The sequence below is a fragment of the Nibrella saemangeumensis genome (assembly GCF_039541915.1).
Lineage (GTDB): Bacteria > Bacteroidota > Bacteroidia > Cytophagales > Spirosomataceae > Nibrella > Nibrella saemangeumensis.
The window spans coordinates 19,973-37,973 of record NZ_BAABHD010000029.1 but is presented as its reverse complement, the minus strand read 5'-3'; the positions used below and the strand labels follow the sequence as shown (position 1 = coordinate 37,973).

Genomic DNA, 18,001 nt, shown 5'->3' with positions numbered 1-18,001 from the left:
TATCCCGGTCTCCTTACTCATCGCTTTCATGTTTCTGTGCCTAAACCTGATGAGGTGCCCCGCGCTTACCGGCGAAAAACAACACCCTTGATAGTATCGTGCGGTAGTGATGGGCTTACGAGCCACCCGCCCGGCGCTTCTCTTCTTCGGCACCACCCGCACGCCGGCGGGCGGGCGGTACGGTATCACGGCCAAAGCGGTAGGTGAACGACAGGGTAGCGACGCGCGAATCCTGCCGCTGGTAGAATCGCTCGACGTAGTTGGTGTAGCTCGACGTAGCCCGCACTTTGTTGGTGTAGAACAGGTCAGTGGCATTGAACCGGAAGGTGCCTTTCTTACCCCAGACGCTTTTCTGCACACCAACGGCAACCTGCCCGAGCGGACGCACCAGCATGAATCCGTACAACTCGCGTGACTGGTACATGGCGGTTAAGTCGGCCCCCCAGCCGTTGCCCAGCGTGAAGGTATTGCTACTGTTGATGTTGAACGCGGGCAACCCTTTGTTGATGGAAGTACCGGCCAGATCGCCAATGAAATGTCCGTAGTACCCCACAACGTTGTTCGACATGCTCCACCATTTAGTGACTTCAACCGGAACCGTCAGCGTAAGCGTGAAGTTATCCTGCCGTTTCAGGTTCTGGAAGGTGGATACTACCATGCGGTCGCCGTCGGGGGCGGGCTGCACCACGTTGATGATAGGATGCTCGGTGGAACTGATGCCAAATGAGGTGACAAACTTCTTTTGGAAAGTATGGCTCAATTCAACATTGTAGCTGAGTTGCGGCAGCAGGTAAGGATTACCGGAACCATACGTTGTTGCATCGATATAAGCCCGGAACGGATTGAGCTGTCCGTACGAAGGACGATCGATCCGGCGGCTCATTGCTATAGCCAGTTCGTGCTTATCCGACAGCGTTTGTTTAACGGATGCACTGGGGAAAAACTGGAAATAATCCCGGGTGAAGCCCTGATTGCCAATGTCCTGCCGGCCAATGGCTAAGGTTTGTTCGCCCCGCAGGCCGAGTTGAAACGATAACTTTTTGATGGACCGGCTGTAGTTAATGTACCCCGCCCGGATGGTTTCGTCGTACCGGAAGCGGTTCGATTTTCCCGTATCGATCACTGTCTGGCCTTCGCTGACGGTGGTAAACAGCACATTGTTATCGGAGTTGACCTTGCTTAGTTTAATGCCCGCTTCGAGCCGGCCCTTCGCACCGAACGAGTGGCTGTAATCGGCTTTTGCTGAACGGATGATCAACTCGCCAGTCTGGTCGCCGTTCAACTGAAACGGTGACAGGCTGGGAAAGGTGAAGATCGTTCTGAGTTGCTGAACCCGGTGGGTGTTATAATGGGCATAGTCAGCGTCGGCGGTCAGTTCGCTACCTTGTTTGAAGCTATGCTTAACGTTCAGGTTACCTGAGGCATTTGGGCTGCGGGATGTCCGGTCGTTGGTCGACCGGTAGCTGGCCAGCGGTTTCGCTAGTGCATCGTAGGTCTTGCTCACATTGCTGCCTTCGGTGATAACCTGGTTGACAATTCCGCTTGCGGCTATACCAACGGTCGTTTTTTTGGAAAGGGTATAATCCGCACCTGCCCGCCAGCTATGAGCCTGACGCGCGTTGAACCCGTAGTTGGCCTGATCGCTGCTTCCGGCAAATTGCCTGTTCTCGTAGAAGTCGCGGTGGATGTCAAGAGCATTATAATTGTTTTGGCTGGAATACGTATACGAACCAAATACGTTCATATTTTTTTGTCGGTGGTTCAGTGATACACCACCCACCAGGCGGCTGAAACGTCCTTGCCCGTAACTCACGTTGGCGTTGCCATTGGTGCCGTTGCGCCCGTCTTTCTTCATTTTGATCGAGATAATACCCGCGCTGCCGGCGGCATCGTATTTAGCCGATGGATTGGTAATCAGTTCAATCTTCTCAATCTGATTGGCGGGCGTAGCACGTAGCAGATCGGCCAGTTCGTTGCCGGTCATGGGTATGCGTTTACCGTCGATCAGGACCAGCACGCCCTGCTTACCCCGCAGGCCAATGTTATCGTTCTGATCCACCGTTACACCGGGGGCCCGGCTCAGAATATCCAGCGATGTAGCACCGGCGCTGAGCGGACTGGATTCGACATTGACGATCAGCCGGTCGGGTTCGCGTTCAAACAGCGGCTTCCGGCCCTGCACCGTCACTTCCTGCAAGGTAGTGCTGCCGCTGGCGGAAAGTTTAATGGTTGGCAGGTTGGTGCCGACTTCGGTATGATTGAACGGCTGGGTACGGTAGCGGTCGTAACCGACCATGGATACCGACACAAAGTACTGACCCGCTGCGATGCGCTCAAACAGAAAAGCACCTTTGCTGTCGCTGAACTCGGTTTTCACCACGACGGAGTCGCCGGCCCGGTGCAGCGCTATCGTGGCAAATTCAACGGATGCACCAGTTGGGTCATTAACGGTGCCGGTAATTGTCTGGAGATCCCGGGCCTGCACAGCACTGAGGCTGATTAGTAAAAAGGTCAGAAAAAGACCTGCGTTGATAAAACGCTTCTGTAAAAAGAACTGCATGGTGTGGCGTAGTAATGTCTGTCGTTGTTTTCTGTATTTCAAAATTATATGTTATATCATAGATTGTGGTAAATGAGAGCGTCTAATTATTTAAACGGCAGAAATCCGGTATAAGCGGGCAATAGCAGCGTCGAAGGTTAAGAAAAAAAAAGCGCCGGATCAGTGAACCCGGCGCTTTCAATTTTATTTCGGCAAATACATTACGCCTTCACACTCACCAGCGCTCCGGCTTTAATGTCCTCTACGACACCGGGGTCGAGCAGGGTAGAGGTATCGCCGAGGTTGGACGTGTCGCCTTCGGCAATTTTGCGGAGAATCCGGCGCATGATCTTGCCCGACCGGGTCTTGGGCAGACCCGTCACAAACTGAATCTTGTCGGGCTTGGCAATGGGGCCGATAATCCGGCTGACGGTCGCCAGAATATCCCGGCGCATCAGATCGGCCTCGTGCTCGGGGTCCGCTTCGGTGATGACGTAGGCGTAAATACCCTGCCCTTTGATGTCGTGCGGGTAGCCCACCACCGCACTTTCCACCACGCCGGTGTGCATGTTGATGGCATTCTCCACCTCGGCGGTGCCGATGCGGTGGCCGGATACGTTCAGGACATCGTCTACGCGGCCGGTGATGCGGTAGTAACCATCTTCGTCGCGCAGGCAGCCGTCGCCGGTGAAGTACATGCCGGGGTAGGTCGAGAAGTAGGTCTGGCGGCAGCGCTCATGGTCGCCGTAGGTGGTACGGATGATGCTCGGCCACGGGAACTTGATGCAGAGGTTACCGCTCACGCCATTACCTTCGATCACGGCTCCGTTTTCGTCCACCAGCACCGGCTGCACGCCCGGTAGCGGCAGGGTGGCGTAGGTGGGTTTGGTCTTGGTGATACCGGCCAGCGGAGAAATCAGGATACCCCCGTTTTCGGTCTGCCACCAGGTATCCACAATCGGGCAGCGGTTTTTGCCGATATTGTCGTCGTACCAGTGCCAGGCTTCGGCGTTGATCGGCTCCCCAACCGAGCCCAGCACTTTCAGAGAACTCAGGTCGTGGCCTTTCACGTAGTCCAGGCCAAAGCCCATCAGCGAGCGGATGGCCGTGGGGGCCGTGTACAGGATGTCGACCTTATGCTTATCCACAATATCCCAGAACCGGCCGGCATCGGGCCAGGTCGGTACGCCCTCAAACATCAGCGTGGTCGCGCCGTTGGCCAGCGGTCCGTACACGATATAGCTGTGGCCGGTAATCCAGCCGATGTCGGCGGTGCAGAAATGCACGTAACCCGGTTCGTACTGGAATACATTCTGGAACGTATAGGCCGTGTAGACCATATAACCCCCGCAGGTATGCACTACTCCCTTCGGTTTACCCGTTGAGCCGGAGGTGTAGAGGATGAACAGCATATCTTCGGCGTCCATTTCCTCGGCCGAGCAGTCGGCCGTTACCTGCTTCATTTCGGTTTCCCACCAGACATCGCGGCCTTTGATCATGGATACACCCGTGCGCGTATGCGTCAGCACGATCACCCGCTTCACCGAAGGGCAGGCAATCAGCGCATCATCTACGGTATCCTTCATCGGGATGGTCTTATTGCCCCGCAGAGCACCGTCGGAGGTGACCACCACCTTGCACTGGGCATCGTTGATCCGGTCGGCAATGGACTGCGCCGAGAAGCCGCCAAACACCACGGAGTGAACCGCCCCGATGCGGGCGCAGGCCAGCACAGCTACGGCCAGTTCGGGTACCATCGGCATATAAATACAGACGCGGTCGCCTTTCTCGACGCCGTTTCTCTTCAGCACGTTGGCGAAGCGGCATACCTGGTCGTGCAGCATCTTGTAGGTAAGGGTCACCGAGGGTTCGGAGGGGTCGTTGGGTTCCCAGATGATGGCCGGCTGATCGCCCTTATCGGCCAGGTGCCGGTCGAGGCAGTTTTCGGTGATGTTCAGTTTACCGCCGATATACCACTGCACGTTGGGCTCGTCGAAATTCCACTGGAGGGTCTTTTTCCAGGGTTTGCGCCATTGAAAGTTCTGGGCTACTTCGCCCCAGAAACCCTCGGGGTCTTCTACGCTATACTGGTAGGCCTGCTGATACTCGTCAAAGGTTCGGATTCTCATAATGGTTACTATAAAAGGATGATCAGTTTATGCTGCGGTTAGTTCGTTGGCTTTCGCGACCAGTTCGCGGGTCGAAAAGGGTTTGGGCAGATACAGGTCGGCCCCGGCATCGTAGCCTTTCTGTTTATCGACGGTCTTACTTTTGGCGCTCAGGAAAATTACTTTCGCGTGCTTCAACTCGTCCCGGCTCTTCACCAGCCGGCAGAGTTCGTAGCCGTCGAGGCCCGGCATCATGATGTCGAGCAGGAGCAGATCGGGTTTCTCCTGCTGAATCAGCTCAAACGCTTCCAGGCCGTCGCGGGCAATAAACACCTGATAGCCTTCCTTCTTCATCAGGAATTCCAGCGAAAGCAGGATATTCGGTTCATCGTCGGCAATGACTACTTTAGGCATGGCGTGAAATTAGTTAAGATTGGGTCAAAAGCGGCAATTGAATCGTAAACGTAGCGCCCGCACCGGGTTGACTGTCGACGTGGATCGTTCCCCGGTGCAGTTCAATAATTTTCCGGGAAATGGCTAATCCCAAACCACTTCCCTTCGGTTTGGCGGCTGTCCGGACCAGCGTACCCGATGCGGCTGCCGGGTGTTCCTGCGTCTGAAAAAATTTGTCAAAGATCAGTTCATGATAGATTGGATCAATACCGATGCCATTGTCGGTGACCTTAACCAGTACGTTTTCGTCCCGGCAAAGGGTCTCTACGTGTATCTTGCCAACGCTGGCATCGCAGAATTTAATGGCGTTGGCCATCAGATTAATCAGCACCTGCATGAGCCGGTCCCGGTCGCCCTGCACCAGAGCGTCCCGGCAAAGCGACGTTACCGTTAATTGCACGGCTTTCTCGTCGGCCAGCCGCGACACCGACTCTACGGCATCGTCCAGTACCTCGCCGATGCGTATGGGCTCCAGCTCAGGTTTGTAGCGGCCGGATTCCAGGCGTTCGAGATCCAGCACCTGGTTGATGAGCCGGGTCAGCCGTTCGGTTTCTTTGATGACGGTCCCCAGAAACTGCCGGCGGGTGGCATCGTCCAGATCCGGGTTATCGTACAGGATTTCCGATACGGCCCGGATGGAGGTGATCGGCGTGCGGACTTCGTGCGTGACCGTCGACAGAAATTCGTCTTTCTGCTGGTCGGCCAGCCGGAGCCGTTCGTTGGCTTCGCTCAACTGCTGGGTGAGGTGCTCCAGGTCCGACGACTTGCGCTTCAGGTCTTTGTTCACCGTTTTCAGCTCCTGCGTTGTCTTGAGTATCTCAATTACTTCGTCTACCTTGATTGGCTCTTCCTGACCAATGGAGGCCACCAGAATGCGGGCAGATGCTGTCCCGACCACCCCGGACAGCAGTTTTTCGACAAACGTCAGCACCCGCGGATCGGCATAGCGGGCGTTCTCGCTCAACTGGTTGCGCTGTTTATAGCGCTGCAGCGCCCGTTTGGCCTGTTCGTCGCCAAAGAACGAAGCCAGCAGCGATTGCAGGTCTTTCGACAACGCCCGGCCCTTCCAGACAATGGCGCTGTCGTAGTTGCGGGCGTACCGAAAAATATCCACGAACAGCACCGCCTGGTTATAGTCGCGGGTACTTTGCGCGTAGTTTAGCGAGCCCCAGAAATAAGCCGCTATGTTGAAAAACAGCGACCAGAACACCGACTGCGACAGCGGGTCGAGGGTTGTCAGGCCGAACAGCGCCTGTGGTTTCAGCCAACCCATCTCCCAGGGCCCGGTGGTCAGCAGGGTCTCGGGCAGCAGACCGGCGGTAACCAGCGTGGGTACAATCAGCGTATAAAACCAGACGGCCGTACCGGCAATCAGGCCTAGTAAGGCCCCGGTATAGGTCCCCCGTTTCCAGAAGATACCGCCAATGACCGCCGGGGCAAACTGAGCCACGGCGGCAAACGAAATCAGCCCGACGGAGACCAGCGGATACTGGTACCCAACCGTGCGGTAATACAGATACGACAGCAGGAACAGGCCCAGAATAGTTACCCGGCGGATGTTGATAACGACTCCGCTCAGCGAATTACCGGACCGGTTCTGCCAGTTGGCTTTACCGACGAACGCCGGCAGGATCACGTTGTTGGTGAGCATTAGGCTCAGTGCCGTGGTCTCCACAATGATCATACCCGTAGCAGCCGACAGTCCGCCCAGATACGCCAGCAGCGCCAGCCCCGGCTGGCCGAACTTCAGCGGCACCGATACCACATAGCCGTCGGCTTCGGCCGGCAGGCCGCTCATGAGCAGTTGACCGCCCATGGCCAGCGGCAGCACAAACAGGGTAATCAGGAACAGGTACAGCGGCAGCAGCCACATGGCTTTGTCGAGGTGCTTTTCGTCTACGTTCTCCACCACCGCTACCTGAAACTGCCGGGGCAACAGCACAATGGCCAGCATCGACAGCAGGCTGTACCAGAACCAGTCGGTAGCCGTATGTCCCGGCCGGAGCACAAAGCGCTGCTGCAACTCGGGCACGGCAGCTACCCGCCCGAAAATATCGGCAGGACCGTCGAACAGCCAGAAGGTGACAAAGATGCCTACCGCCAGAAACGCAACCAGCTTGACGACGGACTCAAATACGATGGCAGCTATCATCCCCTCCCGGCGTTCGGTGGCTTCCAGTTTTCGGGCTCCGAACAGGATGGTAAACAGCACCAGCATGAGCGTAATGTACAGCGTCTGGTCGCCAATGCCGCCGGAGATTGTTTGCCCAGACAGCAGCCGGAAGCCGTCGCCCACGGCTTTCAACTGAATAGAAATGTAGGGGATCAGGCCGCCTACGCAAATCAGCGTGGCCAGTACGCCGAGGGTCCGGCTTTTGCCGTAGCGGGCCGACACAAAATCGGCAATGCTGGTAATGCGCTGGACTTTGCAGATGCGGATGATCTTCCGGAGCACGATCCACCAGAGCGGAGCCGACAGCGTTGGTCCAATATAGATGGCCATCACCTCAATCCCCGCCGACGCGGCCCGTCCCACGCTGCCGTAGAACGTCCAGGCCGAACAGTACACCGCCAGCGATAAGGCGTATACGTACGGGCTATTGACCAGACTTTTCCCGGCCCGGCTTCTTTTTTCGACCCAGTAGGCGATCAGAAACAGGGTGCAGAGGTATAGCAGCGAACAGACTAAGACGGTCAGGCTACTCATCGGCTTCGGGGGTATCGCTGGTATGCCGGTTCTGGTGAACGATAAAGGCGATCAGGATAATGAGAACGAGCCAGGCCACGGTGACGTACAGGTACAGCAACGGGATACCCGCTACCAGCATTGCCCGGTTGGCGATGGATAGCAGCGGGTCGTTAAGCAGCATCAGAAAAAGCAGGCTGACTGCCAGTAATCGCATTTTCTTCATAGGCTAGGCTCTATACAACGGTCCGGGTCGCCGGTGCGATTGCAATCCGTTTTACTTGTCGCTGTCGAATTCGCCTTGCAGGGCGTAGCGGCCGAACAGGACCAGGCCACCGACGATGATCGGTACCAACACTAGCAGTACTACGTAGCCGAACACTTCGTCTTCCAGTTTGCCGCTGCTGATCTTTTCTACGCTGTCGAGAATGCCGGTGTAGCCTACATACAGGCCCAGGGCGATCCAGACTATGCCTAAATATTTTTTGATTGCATCCATAAGGGAGTGATGAGTTAAGAGTGATGAGTTGTGGGGCGGTGCTAATCATCCGCGTGGGTGTAGGCTTTGTTATTCAGGTAGAGAACGCCGATGACAAAGCAGACGCTGGCGATGATGATCGGGTACCAGAGCCCTTCCAGATACGCTTGCTTGATGACCGGTGCCTGTCCGGCTTTCTCGGCAACTTCGTTGGCTTTCTTCGCGGTTTCCACCAGGGCCGTGGCCAGGAAGGGCGTTAGTCCCCCGAAGATGCCGTTACCAATGTGGTAGGGCAATGACATGGAGGTGTACCGGATGCGCGTCGGGAACAGCTCGACCAGGAAGGCGGCAATCGGGCCGTACACCATCGTGACGTACAGCACCTGCACCAGAATCAGCAGCACCATCAGCCAGTAGTTGCTGCCGCTCAGCGTTACCGATTTGGTTACTTCCGGCTTGGGCGCTTCCTGCAAGGCCACGGCCGTTACCGTTTTCTTCTCAATCTCTTTGACCGTTGTGCCGTCGGCATACGCCCGGGTGGTCGTTGTGGTGATGAGTTGGTCGCCGTTCTCCTGGGTGGTAGCTTTCTGGTCGGTTTTCGTCTGGTCGACCAGTTCCTGCTTGGTTTTCAAGTCCGACAGTTCATACATCTTCTGGTAGATGGGCCGGTAGGTGAGCACACCCAGCAGCATACCGGCCAGCATGATGCCCTTGCGGCCGATGCGGTCCGACAGGCCGCCGAAGATGATAAAGAACGGCGTGGCAATCAGCAGGGCAATGGCCACGATGTAGTTCGACTGCACGAATTCAATATTGCAGGTTTTCTGGATAAACGACAGGGCGTAGAACTGACCCGTGTACCAGATTACTCCCTGACCGGCCGTTGCACCAAACAGAGCCAGCAACACCATCTTCAGGTTATCTTTCTTTCCGAAGCTCTCCGCCAGCGGGTTCTTCGAGATTTTGCCTTCCGACTTAATTTTCTGGAACAGCGGAGACTCCGACATCTTCAGCCGGATATAAATGGAAATCGCCACCAGAAACGCCGACAGCAGGAACGGAATGCGCCAGCCCCAGCTCGAAAAGGCGTCTACCCCGACGGTTTCGCGGGTCAGTACGATTACCCCCAGCGACACAAACAAGCCCAGGGTAGCGGTGGTCTGAATAAAGCTGGTGAAGAAACCCCGTCGGTCGTCCGGTGCGTGTTCCGCCACGTAGGTAGCGGCTCCGCCGTACTCACCGCCCAGGGCCAGGCCCTGCACCAGCCGGAGCAGCAGCACCAGCGCGGGTGCCCAGAAGCCGATACTGGCGTAGCCCGGAATCAGACCGATCAGGAAGGTAGAGCCCCCCATCAGCACCAGCGTGACCATGAAGGTGTACTTTCGCCCGACCAGGTCGCCGAGCCGCCCGAATACCAGCGCCCCGAACGGCCGAACAATGAACCCGGCGGCAAACGTCGCCAGGGTCGACAGCAGGGCCGCCGTGGGGTTATCTTTCGGGAAAAACTGCGTCGACAGGATAGCCGCCAGGCTGCCGAAGATATAGAAATCGTACCACTCAATCAGGGTACCGACCGACGAGGCCGAAATGACGCTGAACAGGGTCCGGGCGTTGGTCGTCGATTTTTTGACGTTAGGTTCTGCAATCATTGGTTTTGGGTTGTGCGGGTTGTCGCTCATTAGAGATATATCTGGGCTTGGAGTATAAATTCACCTTTGGTGCCGGTGACGGTGCTCTTGTCGGTGTACACCGGCCGGAGCGAGTACTGCGGAGTCAGTTTGGCGTGGTGGCCGTCGATGTAAATATTACAGCCCATGTCGTAATAACTGCCGGCCTTCCGAAGGGCATCAAACTGCTTTAGCGCATAGGCGGCAAAGGGCTGCACCCGGACCTTGGTATCTCCGCGTTTCGGTAGCAGGATACCCGCCTGCGTGTACCAGATGCTGCCGGTGCCGATCATGGCGCGGGCGTTGCCGGGACCGGCCAGCGCCTTGTGGTCCGTAAAGGCCGGGTCGCTGGTACCGATGTTCATGATGCCGATGTTTCGCATGTAGTTGGGCCCGAAATTATTACTGTAGAATGTGCTGTAGGCCGTCAGGGCCGCGTTCCGGTCCGCGTTGCCAATGGGCAGGTCCGCAAACATGTCTACGGCAAAAAGCGAAATATCGTGATTTCTAACCACCCCATTTTTCAGGCTCTGTGTGCCGTCGGGCTGGTGGTAGAACCCGGCCCCGAGGTTGAACACCCGTTTGGTGCCGACGTAGGTGCCTACTTTGTACGGCAGTACGTCGGCTTCCTGGTCCAGAAACTGGTACTCGAAGTACCCGCCGTACGACATCCGACTGACGCCATTGTTGTCGACGGCTGTCCTTTCAATTGGGGTCTGGTTGGTGGCAAATGGTTTGTTGATATTGGCTCGGTACGCTAATTTGCCCAGTTTCCCTTTGGCATATACGCCGAACAGGCGGGCAAACTGGTCAGAATTTTCGATGAGCGGCCAGTTAAAGATTGGCGCATCAACGGCCAGGAAGTTCAGCGTGCTGGCGGAGGTCATGCGGGAGATGCCGTGCCAGTAGTGCAGCCCGGCCCCGACGAACAAAGTAGCCTTGTTGGCGTCGCCGGTGAGCGGGTCTTTGGCCGCTACCACGGCGTATTCGTTCCAGATGTCGTGAAAGAACATACCCGGTTTTTTACCGGCTCCGTAGGCTCCCGTGCCGGTACTGCCGGCCGCTCCGCCGTTGGTAAAGCTCTGGTTGTTAATACCCCAGTGGGCCAGAATCAGGTAGCGGGGCGAAATCTGGGCGTAGGCCAGCATCCGAATCCGGCGGGTACCAAAGTCGCTGGCCTGCGTGGTGGGTACGCCGTTGACAAGCGTACCGGGGTTCATCTGCATTGACCGAAACCAGATCTGGTTCCACAGAATCAGGCGGACGTATTTTGTCCCCTCCGGGTTAATGTTTAATTTTAGGCCCGAACCGTAGTCCGTCGAGCCCTGTCCGGGGGAGGGATGCGTACTTACAGCCAGCAACGCCAATGCAGCTATAAGCCATAAAGCGGTTTTGTTCATCGGTTTAAGGGAGTAGATTTTTTGTGAATCGCCGTTCCAAAAGTCTGCTCCTTTTTCCGGTGAACAAAATGATTGAGATGGATACGCTAAATAGCTATAGATTCCTTCACTATCCAGAGATTGCCTTGGATTAATCGCGGAACCGCTCCCATTTAATCAGCATAAACTTATCGCCCAGTTCGGTCACGATCATGCCGGCTCCGGCCATGTTCTGCCGGTCGTTCATAAAGTCAGCTAACTCTTTGTGGCTGAGTATTTTGTAGGTAGGGTGGTAGGTGTTCTTTTCGGGCACTTTAACCTGGTATTTCTTCACCCAGTTCATAACCGATACGTGGCTGATGCCCAGCAGCCGCTCAATTTCCCGGAAGCTGACCCCCTCGATGTACAACTGCAGCGCCTTGATGACGTAGTAGGTGCTGATGCCTTTACCGACTTTATCGACGGTAAAATTGTAGCCGCACTGCCGGCAGCGGAAGCGTTGGCGGTCGTTGATAACGCCGTTGCGGACGGCATCGGTAGATTCACATTTCGGGCATTTCTGGGCTGGCATACAGTTACGGCGATTTTCTATAGCAATTTAGCAAATATATAGCATTTTAGCATTTTCGGTCAATCCAATACCGAAATAGTGCTATAACGTTTTGCCTGCCTGGGTATTCGCCAAATAATCGCCGTGAAATCGCGTCCGAAACCTCATAAAGGCGTATCGGTGTCGGCAAACGCGAGGCCAATGTGGCGGGTTTGCAGCACCGACCGGATTTCGTCCAGAATCGCCGGGTCATCAATGGTGGAGGGGACGGTAAACGACACCCCATCCGCGATCTGCCGGATGCTTTTGCGCAGGATTTTGCCGGAGCGGGTTTTAGGCAGTCGTTTCACAATGGCGGCCGAGCGGAAACTGGCTACGGCCCCGATCTGCTCCCGAATTAGCGCGACCAGCTCGCTTTCCAGCTGTGGTTCGTCAATCTGCACCCCGTCTTTCAGCACGACCAGCCCAACCGGCCGCTGGCCCCGGATCTCGCAGGCAATGCCCATCACGGCGCATTCGGCCACGGCCGGGTGAGCTGCCAGAATCTCTTCCATCTCGCCCGTCGACAGCCGGTGCCCGGCTACGTTAATGACGTCATCCACCCGACCCATGATAAATACGTAGCCGTCTTCGTCGATGTACCCACCGTCGCCGGTCAGGTAATAGCTGGGGTAGCGGCTGAGGTACGCCTGGCGGAAGCCGTCGGTATTGTTCCAGAGCGTCGGCAGGCAGCCGGGTGGGAGGGGGAGCTTCACGCAGACATTGCCTTCCTGGTTGGGGCCAAGCTGGTTCCCATCCTCATCGAGAATCTGCACATCGTAGCCGCAGACCGGCCGGGCCGACGAACCCGGTTTGGGCGGTACCGGCTCCACACCCATCATGTTGGCCACCATCGGCCAGCCCGATTCGGTCTGCCACCAGTGGTCGATCACCGGCAGACCGGTCAGGTCGGTCAGCCAGTGAAAGGTAGACGGATCGCAGCGTTCACCGGCAACAAAAAGGTACTGTAGCGACGAGAGATCGTATTGTTGTTTCAGTTGCCCATCCGGGTCTTCTTTCCGGATAGCCCGAAAGGCCGTGGGAGCGGCAAACAACACCTTAACCCGGTGGTCCTGCACCACGCGCCAGAAGGTACCAGCATCGGGTGTCCGGACAGGCTTGCCTTCAAACAGCACCGAGGTGCAGCCGTGCATCAGCGGTCCGTACACGATGTAGCTGTGGCCTACCGCCCAGCCCACATCCGAGGCCGCCCAGAATACCTCACCGGGCTTGACGTCGTAGATGGTATCCAGGCTGAACCGCAGCGCCACCGCATGCCCACCGTTGTCGCGCACAATACCCTTGGGTTTGCCGGTAGTGCCGGAGGTGTACAGGATATACAGCGGATCGGTAGCATCGACGGCCACGCAATCCGCCGGAGCCGCCCCCGTCACCAGGTCCTGCCAGTCAGTATCCTGCCCCGGCTGAAGCTGGGCCTGCTGCATGGGGCGCTGGAGGATCACACATCGATCGGGGCGGTGTGACGCCAGCCGGAGCGCTTCATCCAGCAGTGGCTTGTAAGGTAAGACACGGTCAACCTCAATGCCGCAGGAGGCCGACAGGATAACTTTGGGCTGGGCATCGTCAATACGGATAGCCAGTTCGTGCGGAGCAAAGCCGCCAAACACCACCGAATGAACCGCGCCCAGCCGGGCGCAGGCCAGCATAGCAAACACCGCTTCCGGTACCACCGGCATATATATCACCACCCGGTCACCCTTGGCCACGCCCAGCGACTGCAGCCCACCGGCCAGCCGACTCACCTCATCCTGCACCTGCCGATAGGTGTAGGTGCGTATGGTTTGGGTCACCGGCGAATCGTACACCAGCGCCGGCTGATTGGCCCGGCCGTTTTCCACATGGTAATCGACGGCCGCGTAGCAGGAGTTCATCTGCCCGCCGGCAAACCAGCGGGTAAGTCCTTCGGCATCGGTAGACAGAATGTTTTGGGGTGGAGTGTACCAGGGAACGGCATCGACATAGCTTTGCCAGAAAGCTTCCGGGTCAGCTAAGCTGCGCTGGAACAGGTTGTGGTAGGTCGTTGGTGGCTCCATGGCTGACAGGTTCAGGTGATCTCCCAAATGTAGAGCAATACCCCGGTATCAGACAATGGAATTACCAAATATGTACAGAGTGGGACCGAAACCGATAAAAACAGATAAAAAAAAGCAGTGACCCCGAGAGGAGTCGCTGCTTCTGTCAACGTAACGAAGTTACCCGCGTTATTCGGTCACTGTAGCTTCCTGGGTAGCTTTTTTAGGCTGCCCGATATGCTTTTTCAGCCCGACATTTTTCAGTTCATATTGGATGTTCTGTGAATGAGCCGTCTCTCTGAAATCCAGCAGCATATTGTAGATATCATGGTCGATAAAGCCGGCATGGGTCCCTTCGATCACCACCCGATCGCCCGGCTGAAGTTCCCGTAAAGCTTCTTTCAACTCCGGTTTGCTCAGGAAATACATATCTTTCTGTAAGCGAATCAGCACATCCTTACCCGTGCGGACAACGCGGAAGGTCGACTGCGAATTGGTGTAGAGCACAAACAGGATACCGACTACGGTACCGACGGCGATACCAACCAGCAGATCAGTAAAGATAATACCCAGCACCGTTACGATAAACGGAATAAACTGGTTGAAGCCTTCTCTGTAATATTTGACAAAAATTTCGGGCTTGGCCAGTTTATAACCAACCGTAATCAGTACAGCTGCCAGACAGGCCAGCGGAATGCGGTTGAGCAGTGAAGCGGCCAGGAAAACGGCTCCCATCAGCAGGAAACCATGGACAATTGCCGAAACCCGGGTCTTTGCCCCGCTGTAAACATTAGCCGAGGTACGGACCACCACCGACGTAACCGGAAGGCCACCGATCAGCCCCGACAGGATATTACCAACCCCCTGGGCGACCAGCTCCTGATCGGGCGACGAAACCCGCTTCTCGGGATCAAGCCGGTCGGAAGCTTCAAGGTTCAGCAGCGTTTCCAGGCTAGCCACAATGGCAATGGTAATGCCCACTATATAGATCTGCGGGTTGTTCAGCTCGGCAAAATTGGGGAAGTCGAAGATTGAGAAGAGGCTTTGCCCCGCTTCAATCTGCGGAATCTGCACCATATGCTGGGTAGCCGAGCGGCCCATATACAGATTAGGAGCTACGGCCCGGAATAACTCATTCAGCCCAACGCCTACTAATACGGCTGCCAGGGCACCAGGGAACACCTTGAAGAAATTGATTCCTTTTTTGGCCAGTTTCTCCCAAAAAATCAGCAACAGCAGCGCCGATACACTGATAATTAACGCACCAGGGCTCATCGTTTCCACCGCCCGGTAGATTTCCGACAGGGTATTCTCGCCGTCGGCCAGTTGCTGGAACGCAAATTCACCCTCATAGTCGTTGTCGCGGCCAAGCGCATGGGGAATCTGCTTCAGCACGATAACAATACCAATGGCCACCAGCATACCTTTGATGACACTATCCGGAAAATAGCCGCTGAATCGACCCGCTTTCAGCAGGCCCAGGGCTAACTGAAAAACACCGGCCAGCACCACAGCCACCAGAAACGCTTCAAACGACCCTAATTTCGTAATTGCATCGAAAACAATCACGGCCAGACCGGCCGCCGGACCGCTGACGCTGAGTTCAGAACCCGATAGCGTACCAATAACGATACCCCCGATAATACCAGCAACCAAACCTGAAAAGAGCGGGGCACCCGACGCAAGCGCAATACCCAGACAGAGCGGCAGCGCTACCAGAAATACAGATAAACCAGCGGATGCGTCGTACCGGAGCAGCGAAGGAGAGTAATTTGTTAGTGTTTTTAGAGGATGAAAGATTTTCATAAAAATCGTTAAATGAAACCAAAGGTGTATGCTTAAAAGAGGTATAGAGGTTATACCTACTATTAAGTAGGAAAGTTTATAACGAAGATAAAAAAGATTAATGTTTCCTGTAGAAGAAGGTAATTTTACCGCAAATGGTTCAGGCCAAAAAGCTATTATGCGGTATGAATGAGCTTACCGTCGACGAAAGAGCATTTATTGAACAGAACCTCCACGCTGATATTCAGACGCTGCTGCTGCGTAAGAATGTTGGTGGTATACGCTGGAAAGAAGTGGCAGTCCAGATCCAGGCCCGGCAGAAAGCTGCCCAGAAACTACCATCCTGGTACGCAAACCCACACCTGATTTTTCCGCCAGCGCTGTCGGTGGAGCAGGCTTCGTCCGAGCGAACTGCCCTGTATAAGGCTTCGCTGGTTGGTGGTGACAGCCTGCTTGATCTCACCGGCGGCATGGGAGTCGATAGCTGGGCGTTTGCTCAACGGGTTTCCAGCGTAGTGTATGTAGAAAGGCAGCCGGAACTGGCAGCCCTGGCGGCTCATAATTTTCCCAGGTTGGGGATGACCAATGTAGAAATCCATCCTCAGGACGGGTTAGCTTTCCTGGCATCGGTAGCCGAGCCGGTTGATTGGATTTACCTCGATCCTGCCCGTCGGGATAGCCGGGGCGGAAAAGTGGTCCGGCTGGAGGATTGCGAACCGGATGTTACGGCCGACGGGCTGCTGGATTACCTCCTGACTAAGACAGAACGTATACTGATAAAAACATCTCCGCTGATCGATATTGATGCGGCTGTGCGTCAGTTGGCGTTTGTTGAAGCCGTACATGTGGTGGCGGTGCAGAATGAAGTTAAAGAAATAGTATTCATAATCAGTCGCTTGGCTGCATCTGCCAGCAATATACCCATCACCGCTGTTAACCTTACCGAGCAAGGCGATGGTCCGGCCATGATCGTCCACCGGTCCAGTGAGCGAACGGTACCGGTAGCGTTCGGCAACCCGCTCCGGTACCTCTACGAGCCCAACGCTGCCGTTATGAAAGCCGGCGCCTTCCGGTCTGTAGCTACCCTGTATGGCCTGCAGAAACTGGCCCCGCATAGTCATCTTTACACCACCAATAACCTGGTGTGGCCGTTCCCTGGCAGGGTTTTTGAACTAATGGCTATTTGCAGGCCCGACCGGAAAGAACTCCGGGCATTGCTGCCGGAGCTGAAGGCCAATCTGACGGTCCGGAACTTCCCGCAATCGGTGGAGGAGTTGCGTAAAAAATTGGGATTGCACGAAGGCGGTGACATTTTTGTGCTGGCGACGTCCTTATTAAACGGCGATAAACGGCTGCTGATAACCCGAAAGGTGACAAATCCGCAGCCGATATAACAAGAATCGTTGATAAGTAATCGTTCTTACTACGCACAAGATACACTATTATGAGAGGTAACCTATACCTGACAGGTCTGATGCTGGTCATCGGGAGCCTAAGTGCCCGCGCTCAGACGGTTTATGCCGGTGAGCAGACGGTTGAGAAGAACAAACTGCCAGGCCTGTTTCTGACCATTCCGCTGGATAGCAAAGTGGTCGAACGGGAATGGCAGAACCAGTTGAAAAGCTGGGGGCGGCTGGTAGGCTCGCGGGGCGTATATAAAGTGTCGTCGGCTGATATACCGCCCGTATCGTCGGAACCCATTAACCTGGTAAGCCAGGTGAAATCGGGGCGAAACTCAACGACGATTTTTGCGTCGTTCGACCTCGGTGCCGCCAATTACCTGACCGTTGGCAATGGTAAGTACCGGGAGGCCGAGCAGTTGCTGAAGGATTTTGCCGATAAGGTGTCCTACAGCGAAGAACTCAGGCTGGTTCAGCAGAGCTTCGACGAAGCGCAGAAGAATCACCAGAAAGTGGTACGGACCGGCGAGAAACTGCTGCGTGATATTGAACGCAACAAAAAGGATAAAGAAGCGCTGCTCAGGCGGATTGAAGAGAACGGGAAGGAACTGGAGCAGCTGGAGAAAGATATAGTGATGAACAAAACCGACCAGTCTAACGCGCTGACGGAAGTCGAAAATCGCAAGAAAGCGGTGGAGGCCGTGAAAGCGAAGCGCGGAGAGTAGCGAGCGGGTAGTCTTTAGCTGGCAGTGTGCAGCGAGCAGTTGGTCGATGGCAGGTGATGTTTCTGCCTACTGGAAGTTGCATATTGCCGGCTAGAACATTGAGGGGAGCGATAGAGGGGAAGAGAAAGCCCGTCGGACACCGTCCGCGGGCTTTATTTT

Annotated in this window: 13 protein-coding genes; 2 read left to right on the top strand and 11 right to left on the bottom strand. The window is 55.7% G+C overall.

All coding sequences use genetic code 11. The features are described 5' to 3' along the window. Nucleotides 1-115: 115 nt before the first annotated feature. From ABD949_RS13280 to ABD949_RS13230, 11 genes are all read right to left on the bottom strand, one after another. A complete protein-coding gene (locus ABD949_RS13280; RefSeq protein WP_345244190.1) occupies nucleotides 116-2,560 on the bottom strand; it encodes an outer membrane beta-barrel protein in 2,445 nt (814 codons plus the stop codon). A 200-nt stretch (nucleotides 2,561-2,760) separates the two neighbouring features. After that, nucleotides 2,761-4,668 (bottom strand): acetate--CoA ligase, encoded by a 1,908-nt coding sequence (acs, locus tag ABD949_RS13275; RefSeq protein ID WP_345244188.1) that lies wholly within the window; start codon nucleotides 4,666-4,668, stop codon nucleotides 2,761-2,763. 27 nt (nucleotides 4,669-4,695) lie between these two features. Then, nucleotides 4,696-5,061: a response regulator transcription factor gene (locus ABD949_RS13270; protein ID WP_345244187.1), complete on the bottom strand. Its 366-nt coding sequence runs from the start codon at nucleotides 5,059-5,061 to the stop codon at nucleotides 4,696-4,698. Nucleotides 5,062-5,074: 13 nt separating this feature from the next. Then, nucleotides 5,075-7,807 (bottom strand): sodium:solute symporter family transporter, encoded by a 2,733-nt coding sequence (locus ABD949_RS13265; RefSeq protein ID WP_345244186.1) that lies wholly within the window; start codon nucleotides 7,805-7,807, stop codon nucleotides 5,075-5,077. Beyond that, nucleotides 7,800-8,012, bottom strand: a complete 213-nt coding sequence (locus ABD949_RS13260; RefSeq protein WP_345244185.1) for a hypothetical protein — start codon at nucleotides 8,010-8,012, stop codon at nucleotides 7,800-7,802. Before ABD949_RS13260 ends, ABD949_RS13265 begins: the two co-directional genes overlap by 8 nt. A 51-nt stretch (nucleotides 8,013-8,063) precedes the next feature. After that, nucleotides 8,064-8,285 carry a DUF6814 family protein gene (locus ABD949_RS13255; protein WP_345244183.1) on the bottom strand — a complete coding sequence of 74 codons (222 nt, stop codon included), beginning with the start codon at nucleotides 8,283-8,285 and terminating at the stop codon, nucleotides 8,064-8,066. A 41-nt stretch (nucleotides 8,286-8,326) separates the two neighbouring features. After that, on the bottom strand, nucleotides 8,327-9,913 hold the full coding sequence (locus tag ABD949_RS13250) for an MFS transporter (protein WP_345244182.1): 1,587 nt from the start codon (nucleotides 9,911-9,913) through the stop codon (nucleotides 8,327-8,329). Nucleotides 9,914-9,942: 29 nt separating this feature from the next. After that, nucleotides 9,943-11,331 (bottom strand): porin, encoded by a 1,389-nt coding sequence (locus ABD949_RS13245; protein ID WP_345244181.1) that lies wholly within the window; start codon nucleotides 11,329-11,331, stop codon nucleotides 9,943-9,945. 130 nt (nucleotides 11,332-11,461) lie between these two features. Then, entirely contained in the window at nucleotides 11,462-11,881 is a 420-nt protein-coding gene (locus tag ABD949_RS13240) for an IS1/IS1595 family N-terminal zinc-binding domain-containing protein (protein WP_345244180.1), read from the bottom strand. Between the two features lie 143 nt (nucleotides 11,882-12,024). Beyond that, the gene (locus ABD949_RS13235) at nucleotides 12,025-13,953 is read right to left on the bottom strand and encodes a propionyl-CoA synthetase (protein ID WP_345244179.1); all 1,929 of its coding nucleotides are present in this window, start codon (nucleotides 13,951-13,953) and stop codon (nucleotides 12,025-12,027) included. Nucleotides 13,954-14,121: 168 nt separating this feature from the next. Continuing rightward, entirely contained in the window at nucleotides 14,122-15,738 is a 1,617-nt protein-coding gene (locus ABD949_RS13230; RefSeq protein ID WP_345244178.1) for a SulP family inorganic anion transporter, read from the bottom strand. A gap of 164 nt (nucleotides 15,739-15,902) precedes the next feature. Between ABD949_RS13230 and ABD949_RS13225 the strand changes: the two genes are divergently transcribed. Both ABD949_RS13225 and ABD949_RS13220 read left to right on the top strand, forming a co-directional pair. Beyond that, entirely contained in the window at nucleotides 15,903-17,111 is a 1,209-nt protein-coding gene (locus ABD949_RS13225; protein ID WP_345244177.1) for a THUMP-like domain-containing protein, read from the top strand. Nucleotides 17,112-17,161: 50 nt separating this feature from the next. Beyond that, a complete protein-coding gene (locus tag ABD949_RS13220) occupies nucleotides 17,162-17,842 on the top strand; it encodes a hypothetical protein (RefSeq protein ID WP_345244176.1) in 681 nt (226 codons plus the stop codon). Nucleotides 17,843-18,001: the final 159 nt, after the last annotated feature.